Source organism: Lentzea fradiae (genome assembly GCF_900100955.1).
GTDB classification, from domain to species: domain Bacteria; phylum Actinomycetota; class Actinomycetes; order Mycobacteriales; family Pseudonocardiaceae; genus Lentzea; species Lentzea fradiae.
The window spans coordinates 47086-62960 of sequence record NZ_FNCC01000009.1; the positions used below are offsets into that span (position 1 = coordinate 47086).

At 70.4% G+C, this 15875-nt stretch carries 16 protein-coding genes; 8 read left to right on the forward strand and 8 right to left on the reverse strand.

What is annotated here, in order from left to right; translation table 11 throughout:
- Positions 1-103: 103 nt before the first annotated feature.
- The 4 genes from BLT23_RS21800 to BLT23_RS21815 all read right to left on the reverse strand — a co-directional run bounded on the left by BLT23_RS21800 (position 104) and on the right by BLT23_RS21815 (position 4016).
- Positions 104-880 carry an RlpA-like double-psi beta-barrel domain-containing protein gene (locus BLT23_RS21800; protein WP_425434407.1) on the reverse strand — a complete coding sequence of 259 codons (777 nt, stop codon included), beginning with the start codon at positions 878-880 and terminating at the stop codon, positions 104-106.
- 321 nt (positions 881-1201) lie between these two features.
- Positions 1202-2332: a lipase family protein gene (locus BLT23_RS21805; protein ID WP_090051692.1), complete on the reverse strand. Its 1131-nt coding sequence runs from the start codon at positions 2330-2332 to the stop codon at positions 1202-1204.
- Positions 2333-2436: 104 nt separating this feature from the next.
- Positions 2437-3534: a calcium:cation antiporter gene (locus BLT23_RS21810; RefSeq protein ID WP_090052040.1), complete on the reverse strand. Its 1098-nt coding sequence runs from the start codon at positions 3532-3534 to the stop codon at positions 2437-2439.
- A gap of 119 nt (positions 3535-3653) precedes the next feature.
- Positions 3654-4016: an SSI family serine proteinase inhibitor gene (locus BLT23_RS21815; RefSeq protein ID WP_176946867.1), complete on the reverse strand. Its 363-nt coding sequence runs from the start codon at positions 4014-4016 to the stop codon at positions 3654-3656.
- Positions 4017-4236: 220 nt separating this feature from the next.
- On the opposite strand from BLT23_RS21815, the gene BLT23_RS21820 reads away from it, so the two are divergent.
- From BLT23_RS21820 to BLT23_RS21830, 3 genes are all read left to right on the forward strand, one after another.
- The gene (locus BLT23_RS21820; RefSeq protein ID WP_245744087.1) at positions 4237-4866 is read left to right on the forward strand and encodes a D-alanyl-D-alanine carboxypeptidase family protein; all 630 of its coding nucleotides are present in this window, start codon (positions 4237-4239) and stop codon (positions 4864-4866) included.
- A gap of 58 nt (positions 4867-4924) precedes the next feature.
- Positions 4925-5104, forward strand: a complete 180-nt coding sequence (locus BLT23_RS40855) for a hypothetical protein (RefSeq protein WP_090051695.1) — start codon at positions 4925-4927, stop codon at positions 5102-5104.
- Between the two features lie 211 nt (positions 5105-5315).
- A complete protein-coding gene (locus tag BLT23_RS21830) occupies positions 5316-6743 on the forward strand; it encodes a hypothetical protein (RefSeq protein ID WP_090051696.1) in 1428 nt (475 codons plus the stop codon).
- Here BLT23_RS21830 and BLT23_RS21835 read toward each other — a convergent pair.
- From BLT23_RS21835 to BLT23_RS21850, 4 genes are all read right to left on the reverse strand, one after another.
- Positions 6736-7395 (reverse strand): response regulator, encoded by a 660-nt coding sequence (locus BLT23_RS21835; RefSeq protein WP_090051697.1) that lies wholly within the window; start codon positions 7393-7395, stop codon positions 6736-6738. The two genes, BLT23_RS21830 and BLT23_RS21835, sit on opposite strands and share 8 nt — an antisense overlap.
- Entirely contained in the window at positions 7392-8531 is a 1140-nt protein-coding gene (locus tag BLT23_RS21840) for a sensor histidine kinase (RefSeq protein ID WP_218133830.1), read from the reverse strand. Before BLT23_RS21840 ends, BLT23_RS21835 begins: the two co-directional genes overlap by 4 nt.
- Positions 8528-9340, reverse strand: a complete 813-nt coding sequence (locus tag BLT23_RS21845; protein ID WP_090051698.1) for a CPBP family intramembrane glutamic endopeptidase — start codon at positions 9338-9340, stop codon at positions 8528-8530. Before BLT23_RS21845 ends, BLT23_RS21840 begins: the two co-directional genes overlap by 4 nt.
- Before the next feature lie 122 nt (positions 9341-9462).
- The gene (locus BLT23_RS21850; protein WP_090052045.1) at positions 9463-10449 is read right to left on the reverse strand and encodes a MerR family transcriptional regulator; all 987 of its coding nucleotides are present in this window, start codon (positions 10447-10449) and stop codon (positions 9463-9465) included.
- A gap of 207 nt (positions 10450-10656) precedes the next feature.
- Here BLT23_RS21850 and BLT23_RS21855 point away from each other — a divergent pair, with 207 nt between their 5' ends.
- The 5 genes from BLT23_RS21855 to BLT23_RS21875 all read left to right on the forward strand — a co-directional run bounded on the left by BLT23_RS21855 (position 10657) and on the right by BLT23_RS21875 (position 15875).
- On the forward strand, positions 10657-11628 hold the full coding sequence (locus BLT23_RS21855; protein ID WP_090051699.1) for a TerC/Alx family metal homeostasis membrane protein: 972 nt from the start codon (positions 10657-10659) through the stop codon (positions 11626-11628).
- A 28-nt stretch (positions 11629-11656) separates the two neighbouring features.
- Positions 11657-12472 (forward strand): IclR family transcriptional regulator domain-containing protein, encoded by an 816-nt coding sequence (locus BLT23_RS21860; RefSeq protein WP_090051700.1) that lies wholly within the window; start codon positions 11657-11659, stop codon positions 12470-12472.
- Positions 12473-12539: 67 nt separating this feature from the next.
- Positions 12540-13976, forward strand: a complete 1437-nt coding sequence (locus tag BLT23_RS21865; protein ID WP_090051701.1) for an amidohydrolase family protein — start codon at positions 12540-12542, stop codon at positions 13974-13976.
- Complete coding sequence (locus BLT23_RS21870) at positions 13976-15112, forward strand: CaiB/BaiF CoA transferase family protein (RefSeq protein ID WP_090051702.1); 1137 nt, start codon at positions 13976-13978, stop codon at positions 15110-15112. Before BLT23_RS21865 ends, BLT23_RS21870 begins: the two co-directional genes overlap by 1 nt.
- Positions 15099-15875: a citryl-CoA lyase gene (locus BLT23_RS21875; protein WP_090051703.1), complete on the forward strand. Its 777-nt coding sequence runs from the start codon at positions 15099-15101 to the stop codon at positions 15873-15875. The genes BLT23_RS21870 and BLT23_RS21875 overlap by 14 nt, the downstream gene beginning before the upstream one ends.

Genomic DNA, 15875 nt, shown 5'->3' on the forward strand with positions numbered 1-15875 from the left:
CCCTGAAGACCAACATCCCACCTGGCCCCGCACAGCACAACGGACGGCCACTCCCCCGCGCTCACCGGGGAGCAGCCGTCCGTTCGTCCACTGTGGACCTTCGTCAGCCGATCTTCTCGATCAGTGCGCGGCGGATCAGGAACTTGCCGGGCTCCCGCACCTGCTCGAAGGCCGCGTTGTTCAGCAAGGCACAGCTGCCGGACACCGACGCCACCTTCACGGTCGTGGACTTGTTGTTGTCGAGGTTCGTGACCCGCAGCGTGGTGCCGATCGGGAACTCACCGCTGGACGCGGCGGGAGCGCCGCCTTCCCCGGACAGCGTCACGGTCGAGCCGGTGCAGACCTGCTGACCGGTCGCGCCGTTGTTGGCTCCTGCGTTGTTGCCGGTTTCTGGTTGCTGGGTGGCCGGTGGGGGCGTGACCTGGCCGTTGCCGGCGTCGGCCGCGCCGTCGCCCGTGCAGCCCGCGGCCTTGCGTCGCTGCTGGATGAGGTCGACGACGGCCTGGCGGTTGGCGATCCTCGCCTCGGACTGGGCGTCTGGTGCGGCTTTCTGACCCGCGATGAAGTTCAGGTTGTTCTGCAGCGCCTTGTCCAGGCCGCCGCAGTCCTCGCCGGACGTGGCTGCCTGGCCCTTTTCCGGCTGTGCCTGGACGTTGTTGCCGCAGCCTGCTGCCGCACGACGCTGGTTGATCAGGTCGACGACCGCTTGGCGGTTGGCGATCCTGGCGTCCGACTGGGCATCCGGGGCTGCCTGCTGGGCCGCGATGAAGTTCAGGTTGTTCCGCAGAGCCGTGTCCAGACCGCCGCAGTCCTCGGCCGCGTTGGAGGACGTGCTGCTGAAGGCGAGGATGCCGCCCGCCACCGCGGCGACCGCGAGCATGGCGCCTGCGCCGATCATGACGGGTTTGCGGTGCCTGGCGCCCATTTCGTTCTCCCTCGGGGTCTGTGGTGTGGCGATTACACCGACTAGTACGGGGAGGGCGGAGGTCAGGTTCAAGGGAATGGGCGGGAGGTGGTTTTTAAATTCGTTTAAGGTGCGGGGCAGGGCGGAGCTGGCGAACCCGGGGAGTGCTCAGGCGGCCGGGGCGCACCTGGGGATGACCAGGGAGTTCATCGCCGGGACTGGAGCCGACCAGGCAGGAAACTTGCTGGATGCATTGCGAGTTGCGGAAGTTGTGCGGTATTCGGGGATTTGTCGCGGCTAACAGTTCGGGCGGGTGGGTTTTGCCGCGAAGCGGTCGCCCAGCCAGTTCAGGGCGTTGGTGCCCCAGACGCTGACTGTGGTCACGTGGCCCAGCAGCGGGAGGGCGGTCCACTGGACGTCGGCGCCGAGGGCGCACCACTGCGAGCGGAGCTTCTGGCCCACGGCGAAGGGGATCAGTTCGTCCAGCGTGCCGTGGTAGAGGTGGACGGGGGTCGCCGGTTTGACGTTGCCCAGCTTGTTCTCGGTCAAGCGGTTCTGCCACAACGGGTTCTGGATGACGTCCGGGGTGGTGGTCAGGGTGTTGAGGCGGGTGAACGGGGCTACCAGGGCGATTTCCGCGGCGCACGACTGGCGGATCGTGTCGATGACCTGGCGGCCTCGGGAAGTCAGCACGGAGTCGAGCGGGAGCTCCCGGTAGGCGGCGGCGTAGCCGGCGGCTGCCGCGAAGACCAGGCCCGAGCCCAGGTTGCCGTCGTTGAACTTGGCCACGGCGTTGAGGTCGGCCGGGACGCCGCCTGCGGCCGCGCCGACGACGTTCACGTTGGGGGCGTAGGTTTTCCACTGTTCGGCGGCGGAGGATGCCGCCTGTCCTCCTTGGGAGTAGCCGAACAGGCCGACCGGGGCGTCCGCGGACAGGGTCGGGATCGATGCCGCCGCTCTGGCCACGTCCAGCAGGGCTCGGCCCTCCGAGCGGGCCACCGCGTAGGTGTGGTCTCCCGGTGTGCCCAGGCCCTCGTAGTCCGTCACGGCCACGGCCCAGCCCTTGAACATCGCCTGCGCCAGGAAGGCGATCTCCACCTCGGTGCCGTTCTGCAGCTGCCGCGAGGGTGCGCAGCGGTCGGCCATTCCTTGGGTGCCCATCGCGTAGGCCACGATCGGGCGCGGGCCGTTGGTCCACGGCAGTGGTGACACCAGGACCATGCCGGACACGACCGTGGCCTCGCCTGTAGCGGTTGTCGAGCGGTAGCGGATGTCGTACGCCTTCACCGGGGCCGGCAGGAGCCTCAGCGGCTCCGGGTGCCAGGTCACCTCTTGGCTGCTGACCAGTTCGCCCGGTGTTGCCGCCGTGGCGGGTGCGGTCAGGGATAACAGCAGCAAAAGAGCGGCGAGCAGGGCGCGGAGCGGCATCGTTGGACCCCTCGTGGTAACCGGCGTTACCGCAAGCTAGGACCGAACGTCGTAGAGCGGCAATACGACGTTCGGGTCCGCGACTTGCTCGAAAGGGTGGTGTCCTACGGGTTCACGGCCAGGAAGAGGAACGCGGCGAGCAGGATCAGGTGGACGCCGCCCTGCAGCCTCGTCGCCCGGCCCGGCACGACGGTCAGGACGCTGACCAGGACCGTCAGCAGGAGCAGGATCATCTGCATCGGGCCGAGGCCCAGCAGCAGCGGGCCGTCCAGCCAGATCGTGGCGAGCGCGATCGTCGGGATGGTGAGGCCGATGCTCGCGATGGCCGAGCCGTAGCCGAGGTTGAGGCTGGTCTGGATGCGGTCGCGCAACGCTGCCCGTGCCGCGGCGATCGTCTCGGGCAGCAGCACCAGCAGGGCGATGACGACACCGACGAACGACTGCGGGAACCCTGCGGCGCGCACGCCCGCCTCGATCGCGGGCGACTCGATCTTCGCGAGGCCGACCACCGCGATCAGTGCGACGAGCAGGAAGCCGAGCGAGGTGAGCGCCGCCTTGCCGGACGGGGCCTCGGCGTGCTCGTCGGCCTCGATCACGCCGTCCTCGTCCACCGGCAGGAAGAAGTCGCGGTGCCGGACGGTCTGGGTGAAGACGAAGATCGCGTACAGGGACAGCGAGGCGAGCGCGGCGAAGAGGAGCTGCGGCCCGGAGAACTCGGGGCCGGGCGTGGACGTCGTGAACGTCGGCAGGACGAGCGTGAGGCTCGCCAGCATCATCACGGTCGCGAGCGCGCCACCGCTGCCCTCGGCGTTGAAGAGGATCGTGTGGTGCTTGAGCGCGCCGAGGAGCAGCGCGATGCCGATGATGCCGTTCGTCGTGATCATGACCGCGGCGAAGACCGTGTCACGCGCCAGCGAGGAGGCTTCGGGGCCGCCGGACACCATGAGCGTGACGATCAGGGCCACCTCGATGATCGTCACCGCGACCGCGAGGACGAGGGAGCCGAACGGCTCCCCCACTCTCAGCGCCACGACCTCGGCGTGGTGGACGGCCGCGAGCACCGTCGCCGCGAGCACCAGGGCGACCAGCCCCACGAGCACGCCACCGATATCTCGGCCCCAGGTCAAGGCGAGCAGGAGCACACCGAGGACGGGGGCGATGGTCGTCCAGGAGAGCAGCGGGAAACGCGTGGTGGCGGCCATGATCACACCTTCGCACAGGCGAAGGATCTTCCGCCATTCGGCTCAGCACCCATCCGAGGGTGTGAGAAATGTGGGGCGGGGCGCCCCTGCCGCGCCCCGCCCCACATTGATGGCCGGTGCTAGAAATCGAACAAAGCACCGGTGTGCGCCAGCATGACGCACGAGTTCGGGTAGGTGTGCTCCTCGTTCACGGGCACGCCCCGCCAGATTCCGAACATCGACACCCGGACGGGTGCGTAGAGGAACGTGCAGGCCCTGCCGTCCGGAGTCATCGCCTCCAGCTCGGTGCCGGCGGAGGCCAGCGTCGCGCAGGCGAGGGCCCCGCGCGGGTGCTGGTCACCTGCCCCGCAGGTCAGGACGGTCGCCTTGAAGGCGTTGTCCTCGACGTCGGAGTACTGCGCCGACAGCACGAGCACGGTCGCCCGGTGGTGTTCCGGGGCGGCCTGCGCGGTGCCGGCGAAGGCGAGAACGGACAAGAGCACAGCAACGAACGCAACAATGCGGCCGTACATGGAAACGGTCCTCCTGAGACCTCACAAAAACGGGCCGGTTCTCGGCCGCCGCAGATGTTGCCACCATGTTTCGTGGCACCGAAAGGGGCCAGAAAACGTTCACCGATCACATTTCCCCGCCCCGCTGGGCCGAACGGATGTGGCGATCGCCACGTCGGCCGGGACACAGCTGCCGACGGACTGTTACGGGTTGCTGACAGACGCGGCCGGGCCGGTCCGTATTATCGAATTCATGTCCAAAACCTCCAAGCGCGTCGTGACAGGCGTGCTCGTGATCGTGGCGCTCGCCGTTTCCGCCGGAGGCGCACTGGGCTACCTGGGGAGATTGACGCTCGTGTTCGACCGCCACCCCGGAAAGGCTCTCGCGATCCTCGCGGAAGTGCCGGGACCGCCCGAAGGGCCACCCTGCCCGATCGACGCCCGCTACTTCGACGAAAAGCCGGAAGGGCTTCCGCCGGACGTTCTGCGAGCCTGGCAGAACCTCCGCTCCAAGGCCGCTGAGCAGGGCGTTCAGCTGTGCCTGAACGACGGCAAGCGCAGCAGGGGCCAGCAGCGGAAGGAGTTCGACGACGCCGTGGAGAAGTTCGGCACCGAAGAACTCGCGTCCCGTTACGTGCTGAACCCGCCGGACCTTTCCATGCACGTCATCGGCAAAGCCGTCGACATTCAGCCGATCGAGTCCGCACAATGGGTCGAGAAAACCGGCGGCACCCTCGGCTGGTGCCGCCGTTACGAAAACGAGCAGTGGCATTTCGAGTACGACGCCACCTACTCGACCGGCGGGTGCCCGCCGATGGTCCCCAGCGCGACGGGCGGCTGAGCCCTCGCACAGGTCCAGACGCGCGGGGTGCGCGCCGGGTTGCCCGGCCGCGGCCGGAGTGTCCACACGCAACTTCTACGAGGAGTTCGCGTCCGAAGAGGACCTGCTGCGCGAGCTGCACGACTCGGTCAACGCGAAGGCGCTCCAGCGGGTCCGTTCGGCGTGGGCCGAGCTCATCGAGGCGGAGGCGCTGCGGGCGGCGCAGCGGGCGTGGCTCCGAAGCGGTCGTACCGGCTGACTGCGCGATCGCGGTGGTCGGGGCGATCACCGGACTGTTGCAGGAGTGGCAGGCGCACGAGCCGCCGCTGGCGGCCGAGGAGATCCGGGAACTGGTCCTGGCCGCCGCCCTGCGCGGGTAGCCGGGCCCGTCTCACCCCGCGCTGCTCGGTTCGAGCGAACCCGTCCCGAACGCCCGCCCCGGCACGCGCGGCCGTGGTCGGCTGTTCCCCGTGCGGACACTGACCGGAGCCGTCACCGCCACCGCGGCCGTCGTCGCCTACGTGGCGGCCGTGCTGGCCATCGCGGCGGGGCTGGAGTCACGTGAACGCCTCGCCTTCCAGCACGCGCCCGCGCAGTACGCCGCATTCCTCGCCGCGCTCGACCGGGGTGACGCCGGCGGCGCGCTGGCGGCCGGGGACTGGTTCCGGGCCCGCGGGCCGGAGAGCGGCCGGACGCGGCCGGTGATGTCGCTGGCGACCGGTTCCGCGGAGGACGGCGACTTCGGCCTCGCCCGCAAGTTCGCCGACGGCGTGGCCGCCAGGATCGCCGAGGACCAGGCCGTCCTGGCCGCCGCGGAGAGCGCGGCCTGGGGGCGGGTGTGGCCGTGGCTCGCGGGTGGCGTCGGCCTCGGCGCGGTCGTGCTGGTGCTCCGGCAGCGCCGTCGCGCGGCCAACGCCGCGGTCGTCGCGGTGGCCGAACGGTTCGTGCCGCCGCGGCCGTGGTGGCGGCGGCCGGTGTTCCTGGTGGTCACCGGGGCCGGGTACGTGCTGATGGTGGCGGGGTTCCTGGCCGTGGTCGCGGTGACGCGGGCCCAGCGGATTCCCTGGGACGTCAGGGGAATGCTGCTCGGTGGTGCTGTCGTCGCGTTGGTCGTCGCCTACTTCGTGCTCCGGTGGTCACGGCCGCGGTCGGCCAGGAGCGCCGCGCAGACGTTGCGTGCCGACTGGCGCAAACCCGTGCTGTATCTGAGGGACTTCGGCGACGACCGGGGTGCGGCGGTGGTGGACGGCCTTCCCGGCGCGTTGTCGTCGGGGCTGCTTTCCGTGCACTCGCGCGAGGAACAGCTCGTCAGCGCGCTCGGGGCGTTCGGGCCGGTGGTGGCCGTCGGGCAGCCGGGTGAGCGGTTGCCGCACCTCGGCGCGGCACGGTTCTACCTGCCGGACGACCAGTGGCGCGAAGGTGTGCTGGAGCTGATGGGGATGGCCTCGCTGATCGTGCTGCGGCTGGGCGACGGTGACGGCGTGTGGTGGGAGGTCGAGCAGGCCCGCGCGACGCAGCCGCCGGGCAAGCTGGTGCTGCTGGTCCCCGGACGGCACGGCGGGCTCGTCGAGCGGCTCGACGCGATGCTGCCGTCCCCCACCGGGATCGCCGGGCTGCGCACGCACCAGTGGACGTCCGCCGTCGTCGTGTTCGACGGCGGCTGGAACCCGCGGGTGCGGCTGGTCGGTCCGTTCCCCGGTGAGAAGAACGGTTACGGCGCACCGGTCTTCTACGTGGCGCGTGCGATCCAGGAAGCGCTCGCCGCCGCCGGGACGCGGCGGCGGGCGCTGGGGGTCCGCAGCAACCGCGCGATGCTCGCCGTCTTCGGCAAGGCCCTGCTGGTGGTTCCGCTGCTGGTCCTGGTCGTGCTCCTGCTGCGGCTGGTCTGGTTCAGCTGACGAGACCCCGGCGGTAGGCGTAGACGACCGCCTGCACGCGGTCACGGAGGTCCAGTTTGGTCAGGATGCGCGACACGTAGGTCTTGACGGTCTCCTGGCTGATCACCAGCGCCGCGGCGATCTCGCTGTTGGACAAGCCCTCCGCGATGAGCCGGAGCACCTCGAGCTCCCGGGGTGCCAGCGGCAGCTCCGGTTCTTTCTCGTTCACGGGTTTGATCCTCTCGGCGTACCGGCCGACGAGCTGGCGGGTCACCTCCGGTGCCAGCAGAGCGGCACCGCTCGCGACGGTTCTGATGCCTTGCAGCAGCTGGGGTGGCGGCGCGTCCTTCAGCAGGAAGCCGCTCGCCCCCGCGCGTAACGCCTCGTAGACGTACTCGTCGAGGTTGAACGTCGTGACGACGAGGACCTTGACGGGGTCGGCGACCCCGGCGCCCGCGAGCTGCCGGGTCGCCTCGATGCCGTCCAGCACCGGCATCCGCACGTCCATCACGACGACGTCCGGCTTCAGCCGCCGCGCCAGCTCGACCCCCGCGCGGCCGTCGCCGCACTCCCCCACGACCTCCAGGTCGGGCTGCGCGTCGATGATCGTCGCGAACCCGGTGCGGATGAGGGCCTGGTCGTCGCAGACCAGCACGCGAACCGGTGCGGTCACGACACGTTCCCCGCGGGGATGCGCGCCCGGACCACGAAACCGTTGTCCCGCTGCCCCGCCGTGAACTCACCGCCCAGGACGTCGACGCGTTCACGCAGCCCCGCCAGGCCGCGTCCGCTTCCACTGGACGCGACGGACCTCCGCGCGCCCTCCGTGCCGACCTCCACGGTGATGTCCCTTTCTCCGTAACGGACCAAGACGTTCGTCGGGCTGCCGTGCGCGTACTTCAACGCGTTGGTCAGCGCCTCCTGCACCACCCGGTACGCGACCACCTCGGCGCTGCCCGCGTCGTGCACGACCTCGCCCTCCTCGGCGTAGTGCACCGGCTGACCTGCCTGCCGGGTCTGCTCGACCAGGCTGCGCAGATCGCCGACGGCCCGCGGGTTGTGGTCCGGGTTCAGCAGGTCCAGCAGGTGCCGCAGGTCCGTGAGGGACCGGCGGCCGGTGTCCGTGATCGACTGCAGCGTCTGGTCGAGACGTTCGGGGGCCGCCGTGAGGTACCGCGCCGCTTCCGCCTGCACGACCATGGCCGTCACGTGGTGCGTCACGACGTCGTGCAGCTCGCGGGCGATCGACGTGCGTTCCTCGATGCGGGTGGCCTCCGCGATGTGCGCGCGGCGTTCCGCCTCCGCGTTGCGGGACAGCCGCAGCCAGGCTCCGACGCTCCAGGCCGCCACCAGGGCGAGGTAGAACGTCACGTACCCCGCCACGCCCTCGACGGACCCGCCGCGGTCGAGGCCGAACGCCAGCGCCACGTACGCGACCGACAGCCCGATCGCGGTGGCCGTCCGGTGGTGCTTCAGGTGCAGCCCCGCGCTGACGAGCGCGAAGGTCAACGCCGTGCCCGCCACCGTGTGGTAGCCGCTGAGCTGGTCGACGGCGAACGCGGCGGCCACCATCACCACGGACACGAACGGCCAGCGGCGGCGCAGCATGAGCGGCACGCTCTCGACGACGATCACGACGAGGGCGAACGCGTCGATCGGCCTGGCGGGCACGTCGCCGATCTGCGTGCCCCTGTTGTGCAGTGCGGGAATCAGGGACGCGATGATGAAGGCGAGCGCGATCGGCGCGTCCTGCGCCACGTCGGGGAGGCGGCGCCACAGCTCGGGGAGCCGCCGCAGGTGGCTGATCACGCGACGAGGGTAGCGGTACGGCGCGGCATGATGGTGCCCCGGCGCTTCGCCAGCCAGAGGAACGCGGCGGTGACGACGACTCCGGCCAGGACGGAGTACGCGCTCGCCTCCGGCCCGAAGTCGCCGCCGGTGATGATCGCGGGGCCGTTCGTCTCGCCGTCGAGCAGGCCCTGCGGGGCGTCCGCACCGGACACGCTGGTGCTGAAGATGCCGCCCTGGGCGAAGTTCCAGGCGAAGTGCACGCCGATCGGCACCCACAGGTTGCGGGTGGCGACGTACGCGGCGGCGAGCATGAACCCGGCCTCGATCGCGATGGCGAGCGAGCTCCAGAGGGTGGCGCCGGGGTTGATGATGTGCACGAGGCCGAACACCAGGCCGCTGATCGTCAGCGAGAGCCACGTGCCGATGCGCTCCTCGACGACGCGGAACAGCACGCCGCGGAACAGCAGCTCCTCCGTCACCGCGACGGCGATCATGAACCCGAGGATCGCGACCGCGCCGCCGGGCGAGCCGATGCCCTTCACCTCGTAGTCGCCGAGGAACCAGATGTTCGCGATCACCGCGCCGAACATGGCGAGTCCGATGAGGACACCGCGCACGACCGCCATCGGCGCACCGGCGAACGCGAGCTCCTGCGGCTCGCGGCGTTCGGTCTTGCGCACCACCCAGCGGTAGGCGAAGACCGCCAGCACGGCGCAGGCGATGCCGAGGACCAGGGTGAGCGGCGGGTTCCAGCCGGCCAGTCCGACCGCTGTGCTCCCGGCGAACGAGACCACGATGATCAGCAGGAGCTGCTTCACCAGACGCATTGCACTTCCTTCATCGGACGTTCGCGGCCCGGTGCCGCGATGCCGGAAACGCTATGGATCCGGGGCGCTCGAAACGTCACCACGCGGTGGACATCCGCGTGTAGCTCGCTCGGGGGACAAGATCACGGGGAGGGGTCCACGGCGGCGCGGAGCCAGGCGTAGGGCATGAACGACGCGTACTCGTCCGCCGTGCCGTTGATGGTCGCCACCAGCGACTGGTACCGGGTGTGCGGGTCGGGTGAGGTCGCGGCCTCCTCGATCGACTCCCGGTGCAGCTCCTCGACGCGCACCAGGTCGCGGGCGACCTTCCGGCGGAACTCCGGGGTGTCGTCGTCACCGGAGACCCGGCCGAGGAACTCGACGTACCGGGTGGCGATCTCGCCCGCCCGCGGCGAGTCCGAGGGCACGCCCGCCAGCTGCGCGTCGTGCGCGTCCTGCAGGATCGCCCCTCCCCTGTCGAACTCGCCCAGCATCTCCGCCGAGAGCATCACCGAGGCGCCCGCGGTCGCGAACGTCTCGCGCAGCTGGTCGCGGACGGCACGCCGGAAGTCACCGTCCCGCACCAGGTTCCCGAGCTCGATCCACGCCTCCAGCTGCTCGGCCGACGGGTCGTCCGGCAGCACGGGCCGGTGGGAGCGCAGCATGGCGAAGAACGCGTCGTCGCCGTCGACGCCCTCGGTGGCCTCGTTCCAGAACTCGTCGATGAGCCTGTCGCGTTCGTCGTCGGACATGGCCACGAGCTTGTGCATGAGGATCACCTGGCCGGCCTCGGTCTCCTGCTTCACGATCGTCCGCAGCACGGCCAGCCGGACCCTGGTCCGCCGCGCGTGCTGCTCCAGCCTGGCGAGGTGGGCGGTCGCGAGGTCGGTGAGCGTGACGCGGCCGTCCAGCAGGCTCCGCACGTCCTCCAGCCCCGCGTCGAGCTCGCGCAGCGTGCTGACGAACTCGAGCCTGGCGATGGCGTGGACGTCGTAGAGCCGGTGACCGGAGGCGGTGTGCGCGGCGGGGGCCACCACCCCGGCGTCGGAGTAGAACCGGATGGCGCTCACGCTCAGCCCGGTCCGGCGCGCCACCTCCCCGATGGCGTACAGCTTGGCGTCGTCGTCCATGAGGACCACTATGTGATCTCAAGCCGCTTGAGGTGCAAGCGACGGTCTCGACTTTACGAGTCCTTTAATGACCGTGTAGCGTCCGAGCTCCGAGGGGAGTACTTCCCAAGCGCCGACCCGGTCAGTACGGACGCTCCGCGGCGTCCCCGGGAGGCCGCCCGCACAGGGTGAAGGAGACCTCGAACGAGCACGTTCGAGGAGACCCCTGTGCCCGGTTCCGTGGCATCCCCCGCGCTGTGGTTCGTCAGCATCGCCGTGCTGGTCGCACTGCTGGTGCTCGACTTCGTGATCACCCGCCGCCCGCACGAGGTGTCGCTGCGCGAGGCCGCCGGCTGGTCGGTGTTCTACCTGGCGCTGCCCCTGCTGTTCGGCCTGTGGCTGTGGTGGGAGTTCGGCGGCGGCCAGTCGCTGGAGTTCATCACCGGTTTCGTCGTCGAGAAGTCCCTCTCGGTCGACAACCTGTTCGTCTTCATGCTGCTGCTCGCCGCGTTCAGCGTGCCGCCCGCCGTGCAGCAGCGCGTGCTGCTCTACGGCATCGTCGGCGCCCTGGTGCTGCGCGGCGTCTTCATCGCGGCCGGGGCCGCCCTGCTGTCGGCCGGCACGTGGGCGTTCCTCGTCTTCGGCCTGGTCCTGTTCGCCTCGGCGGTCAAGATCCTGCACGAGGCGCTGAAGGGCGAACCCGCCGCGAAGGACACGTCGCAGATGCGGTCGGTCCGGCTGATGCGCAGGCTCATGCCCGTCACCGACGACTACCGCGGCACCCGGATGATCGTCCGCGAACAGGGCCGCCGCGCCCTGACCCCGCTCGCGATCGTCGTGGTGGCCATCTTCGCGACCGACGTCGTCTTCGCCATCGACTCGGTGCCCGCCGTCTACGGCATCACCGAGGACCCGTACCTGGTGTTCACCACCAACGCGTTCGCCCTGCTCGGCCTGCGCGCGCTGTACTTCGTGCTGCACTCGGCGCTCGCCAAGCTCGTGCACCTCAACCACGGCCTCGCCATCATCCTCGCGTTCATCGGCACGAAGCTGGTGCTGCACTGGGCGCACGGGATCTGGCCGGCGGTGCCGGAGATCCCCACCCCGCTGTCGCTGGCGGTCATCGTGGTCACGCTGGGCGTCGTGACGCTGACCAGCTTGCGGGCGAACCGGACGGCAGGGATTCGCTCCGAACGCTGAGCGGACAACTGTCCGTTATCGTGGGCGCATGTCTGCTCGCCCTGACACAGGACCCGACTTCATCGAGGCGCTCGCCCGCGGCCTCGACGTGATCCGCTCGTTCCGGCCGTTGCGCCCGGTGATGCCGTTGAGCGAGGTCGCGGCGGTGACGGGCCTTGCCAGGCCGACGGCGCGGCGCATCCTGCTCACGCTGGTGGAGCTGGGGTACGCGCGGCAGGACGAGGCCGGGTTCGCGCTGACGCCGAAGGTGCTGGAGCTGGGCGTCGCGTACGTGCGGTCGATGGGGCTGTGGGACGTGGCCCGGCCGCACATGGAGCGGCTGGGCGCGCGGACGAACGAGTCGTGCTCGATCGCGCAGCTCGACGGGTCGGACATCGTCTACGTGGCACGGGTGGCGGTGCCGAAGATCGTCACGCTGTCCGTGCAGATCGGGACGCGGTTCCCGGCGCTGCCCACCTCGCTGGGGAAGGTGCAGCTCGCGGCCTTGCCGCCGGCGGAGCTGGAGGCGGTGCTCGCGCAGCCGAGCCGGTCGGGGCTCACGCCGAGGTGGCAGCCGGACGCGGCCGAGCGCGACGCGGTGCTGCGGGAGGTACGGGCGCGCGGGTGGGCGTTGACCGACGAGCAGCTGGCGCCGGGGATCCGGTCGGTCGCGGCGCCGCTGCGGGACGGGGACGGGCGGGTCGTGGCCGCGTTGAACGTCAACTGCCACGCGGCGGAGACGTCTTTGGAGCGGATGGTCGACCACCACCTGCCGTTGTTGTTGCAGGCAGCGGGTGACATCAGTGCCGACTTCGCCCGGCTGGGCTCGGTGCCGCACGTGGACGTCCGGCCGGGAGTTGCTTGACGGGACGCCCCGGAAAGGTTGAGGATTCAACGGACAGTTGTCCGCATGCCGGTCGAGGAGGCCCGTCATGGTGGGTGAAAGACGTCCTGTTGTCCTTCGGAACGGCACGGTGCTGACGATGGACGGTCAGCACTCGGTGCTGACCGGCCACGACGTCCTGGTCGTCGGCGACAAGATCGCGGCGATCGGGGTGGGCCTCGAGGTGCCGGAGGGGACCGAGGAGGTCGACGCCGCGAACGGGATCGTCATGCCCGGCATGATCGACACCCACCGGCACATGTGGCAGACCGCGATGCGCGGCTACGGCGCCGACTGGACGCTCACGCAGTACTTCGTCTGGTACTACCTGGAGTGGGGCAAGGTCTTCCGCCCCGAGGACATCCACGCGGGCAACCTGCTCGCGGCGGCCGAGGCCATCGACGCGGGCGTCACGACGACCGTCGACTGGTCGCACGGGCTGCAGACGACCGACCACGCCGACGCCGCCGTGGACGCGTTGCGGGCGGTGCCCGGCCGGTTCGTCCTCGCCTACGGCAACATCCAGGACGCCCCCGCGTCGTGGACGGCCAAGCCCGAGCTGCGCGACTTCGTGAACCGGCGGTTCAGCGGCGACGACGACATGCTCGGCCTTCAGCTCGCCTTCGACGTCACCGGCGACCCGGAGTTCCCGGAGAAGCCCGCGTTCGAGGTCGCCCGTGAGCTCGGCGTCCCCGTCACCACCCACGCGGGCGTGTGGGGCGCGACGAACGACGACGGCATCCGGCTGATGCACGAGCACGGGTTCATGACGCCGCAGTCGATCTACGTGCACGCGGCGACGCTCTCCGCCGACTCGTACCACCGCATCGCGGCCACCGGCGGGTCGATCTCGGTGTCGACCGAGAGCGAGCAGAGCGCGGGCCAGGGTTACCCGCCCACCTGGGCGATCCGCGAGCACGGCATCCCGGTGTCGCTGTCCATGGACACGTCGGTGTGGTGGAGCGGCGACCTGTTCTCCGCGATGCGCACGACGCTCGGCGCTGACCGGGCGCGTGAGCACATGGCGGCGCACGCGAAGAACGACACCGTCACGCACTCGTCGTTGCGGGCGGAGCACGTCGTGGACTGGGCGACGATGGGCGGGGCGCGGGCGTTGGGCCGTGACTCGGACCTCGGCAGCATCGAGGTCGGCAAGAAGGCCGACATCGTGTTGCTGCGCAACGAGGACTCCCCCGTGTCGTTCCCGATCCTCAACCCGTACGGGCACGTGGCGTTCCAGGCGCAACGGTCCGATGTGGACACCGTGGTCGTGGACGGGCGGATCGTGAAGCGGGACCACAGGCTCGTGGGCGTGGACCTGAAGGCGATCCGGTCCGAGGTCGAGCGGACGATCGACCACCTGAAGGGCCAGCTCGGCGAGGAGGCGTGGCAGAAGGGCATGAACCCCGACATCCCGGAGTCCAAGGTGCTCGACAACCCCTACACGTACACGGACTATCGCGGCGACACGAGGACGTCCGTCTGATGGGCGCACTGGACGGACTGCTCGTCGCCGACTTCTCCCGCGTGCTCGCCGGCCCGTACGCCACGATGCTGCTCGCCGACATGGGCGCCACCGTGGTCAAGGTCGAGGGCCCGCAGGGAGACGAGACCCGCACGTGGATGCCGCCCGTGCGGGACGACGTCTCGACCTACTACCTGGGGATCAACCGCGGCAAGCGGTCGATCGCGCTGGACCTGCGCAACCCGGAGGACGCCGCGCTCGGCCGGGAGCTGGCGGCACGGGCGGACGTGCTGATCGAGAACTTCAAGCCCGGCGGCCTCGCCAAGTACGGGCTGGACCACGAGAGCGTCAGCGCGGTCAACCCCGAGGTGGTCTACGCGTCCATCACCGGCTTCGGCTCGGGCGCGGGCAGTCACGTGCCCGGCTACGACCTGATGGTGCAGGCGATCTCCGGCCTGATGAGCCTCACCGGCGACCCGGACGGACCCCCGTACCGCGCGGGCATCTCGGTGTTCGACGTGATGGCCGGAAACCACGCCGTGATCGGCATCCTCGCCGCGCTGCGGCACCGCGACGCCACCGGGCAGGGCCAGCTCGTCGAGGTCAACCTGCTGTCGTCGGCGCTCACGGGCCTGGTGAACCACAGCTCCGCGTACGTCGCCGGGGACACCGTGCCGTTCCGGATGGGCAACGCGCACCCCAGCGTGTTCCCGTACGAGCCGCTGCCGACCGCCGACAACGACCTGATCGTGGCGGCGGCCAACGACGGCCAGTTCCGCAAGCTGTGCGACGTGCTCGGGCTGCCCGAGATCCCCGACGACCCGCGGTTCGCGCGCAACGCCGACCGCACCCGCAACCGCGAGGAGCTGCGGCCGGTCCTGGAGGAACGGCTGCGCACGCGCGGCGCGAACGAGTGGTTCGACCTGCTCGTGGCGGCCGGGGTGCCGTGCGGGCCGATCAACACCATCGACGGCGGGTTCGCGATGGCGGAACGGTTCGGGCTCGACCCCGTCGTCGAGGTCGGGGGCGTGCCGACGACGCGGCACCCCATCCGGTTCTCGCAGACGCCCGCGAGCTACGAGCTGCCGCCGCCGGGGCTGGACGAACACGGCGCCGAGCTGCGCGCCTGGCTGAAGGAGGACCGTGACCAGCTATGAGACGGCGCTCGGCGCGTCGACCACGGACACGATCACGTTGCTGGGGCACGACCTCGCCGGCGACGTGATGGGCACCGTCGGGTTCGGCGAGCTGGCCTTCTGGCTCGCCACCCAGCGCAGGCCGAGCCCCGGCCAGACGCGGCTGTTCGAGGCGGTGCTCGCCGCGCTCGCCGACCACGGGTTCACCCCGACGGCGATCGTCAGCCGCCTGACGTTCCTGTCCGCGCCGGACTCCGTGCAGGGCGCGCTCGCCGCCGGGCTGCTCGGCGGCGGGTCGCGGTTCCTCGGCGTCACCGAGGACGCGGGCCGGTTCCTCAACGCCGTGGTGAAGGCGTCCGAGACGCCGTCCGACGACGTGGGCTGGGACGAGCTCGCGTTGGAAACCCTGCGGAAGCAAGGAAAAACGCGCATCCCCGGCCTCGGCCACCACGTGCACAAGAACGGTGACCCGCGCACACCGCGGCTCTACGAGATCGCCGAGGAGGAAAAACTCGTCGGCCCGCACCTCTCGCTGTTCGCCGCGATCGGGCGCGTGCACCCGCAGGTGCTCGGAAAGACGTTGCCGCTCAACGGCGCCGGGACGTGCGGAGCGGTGCTCGCCGACCTCGGCCTGCCGCTGGAGCTGTTGCGCGGCTTCGCGTTGCTGGCCCGCACGGCCGGCCTGATCGGGCAGCTCGCCGAGGAGCTGCGCAACCCGGTCGCCAACGACATCTTCCTGTCCGTGGACTCGAACACGCGGCCGGTCGCGCCCGCAGAGGAGTGA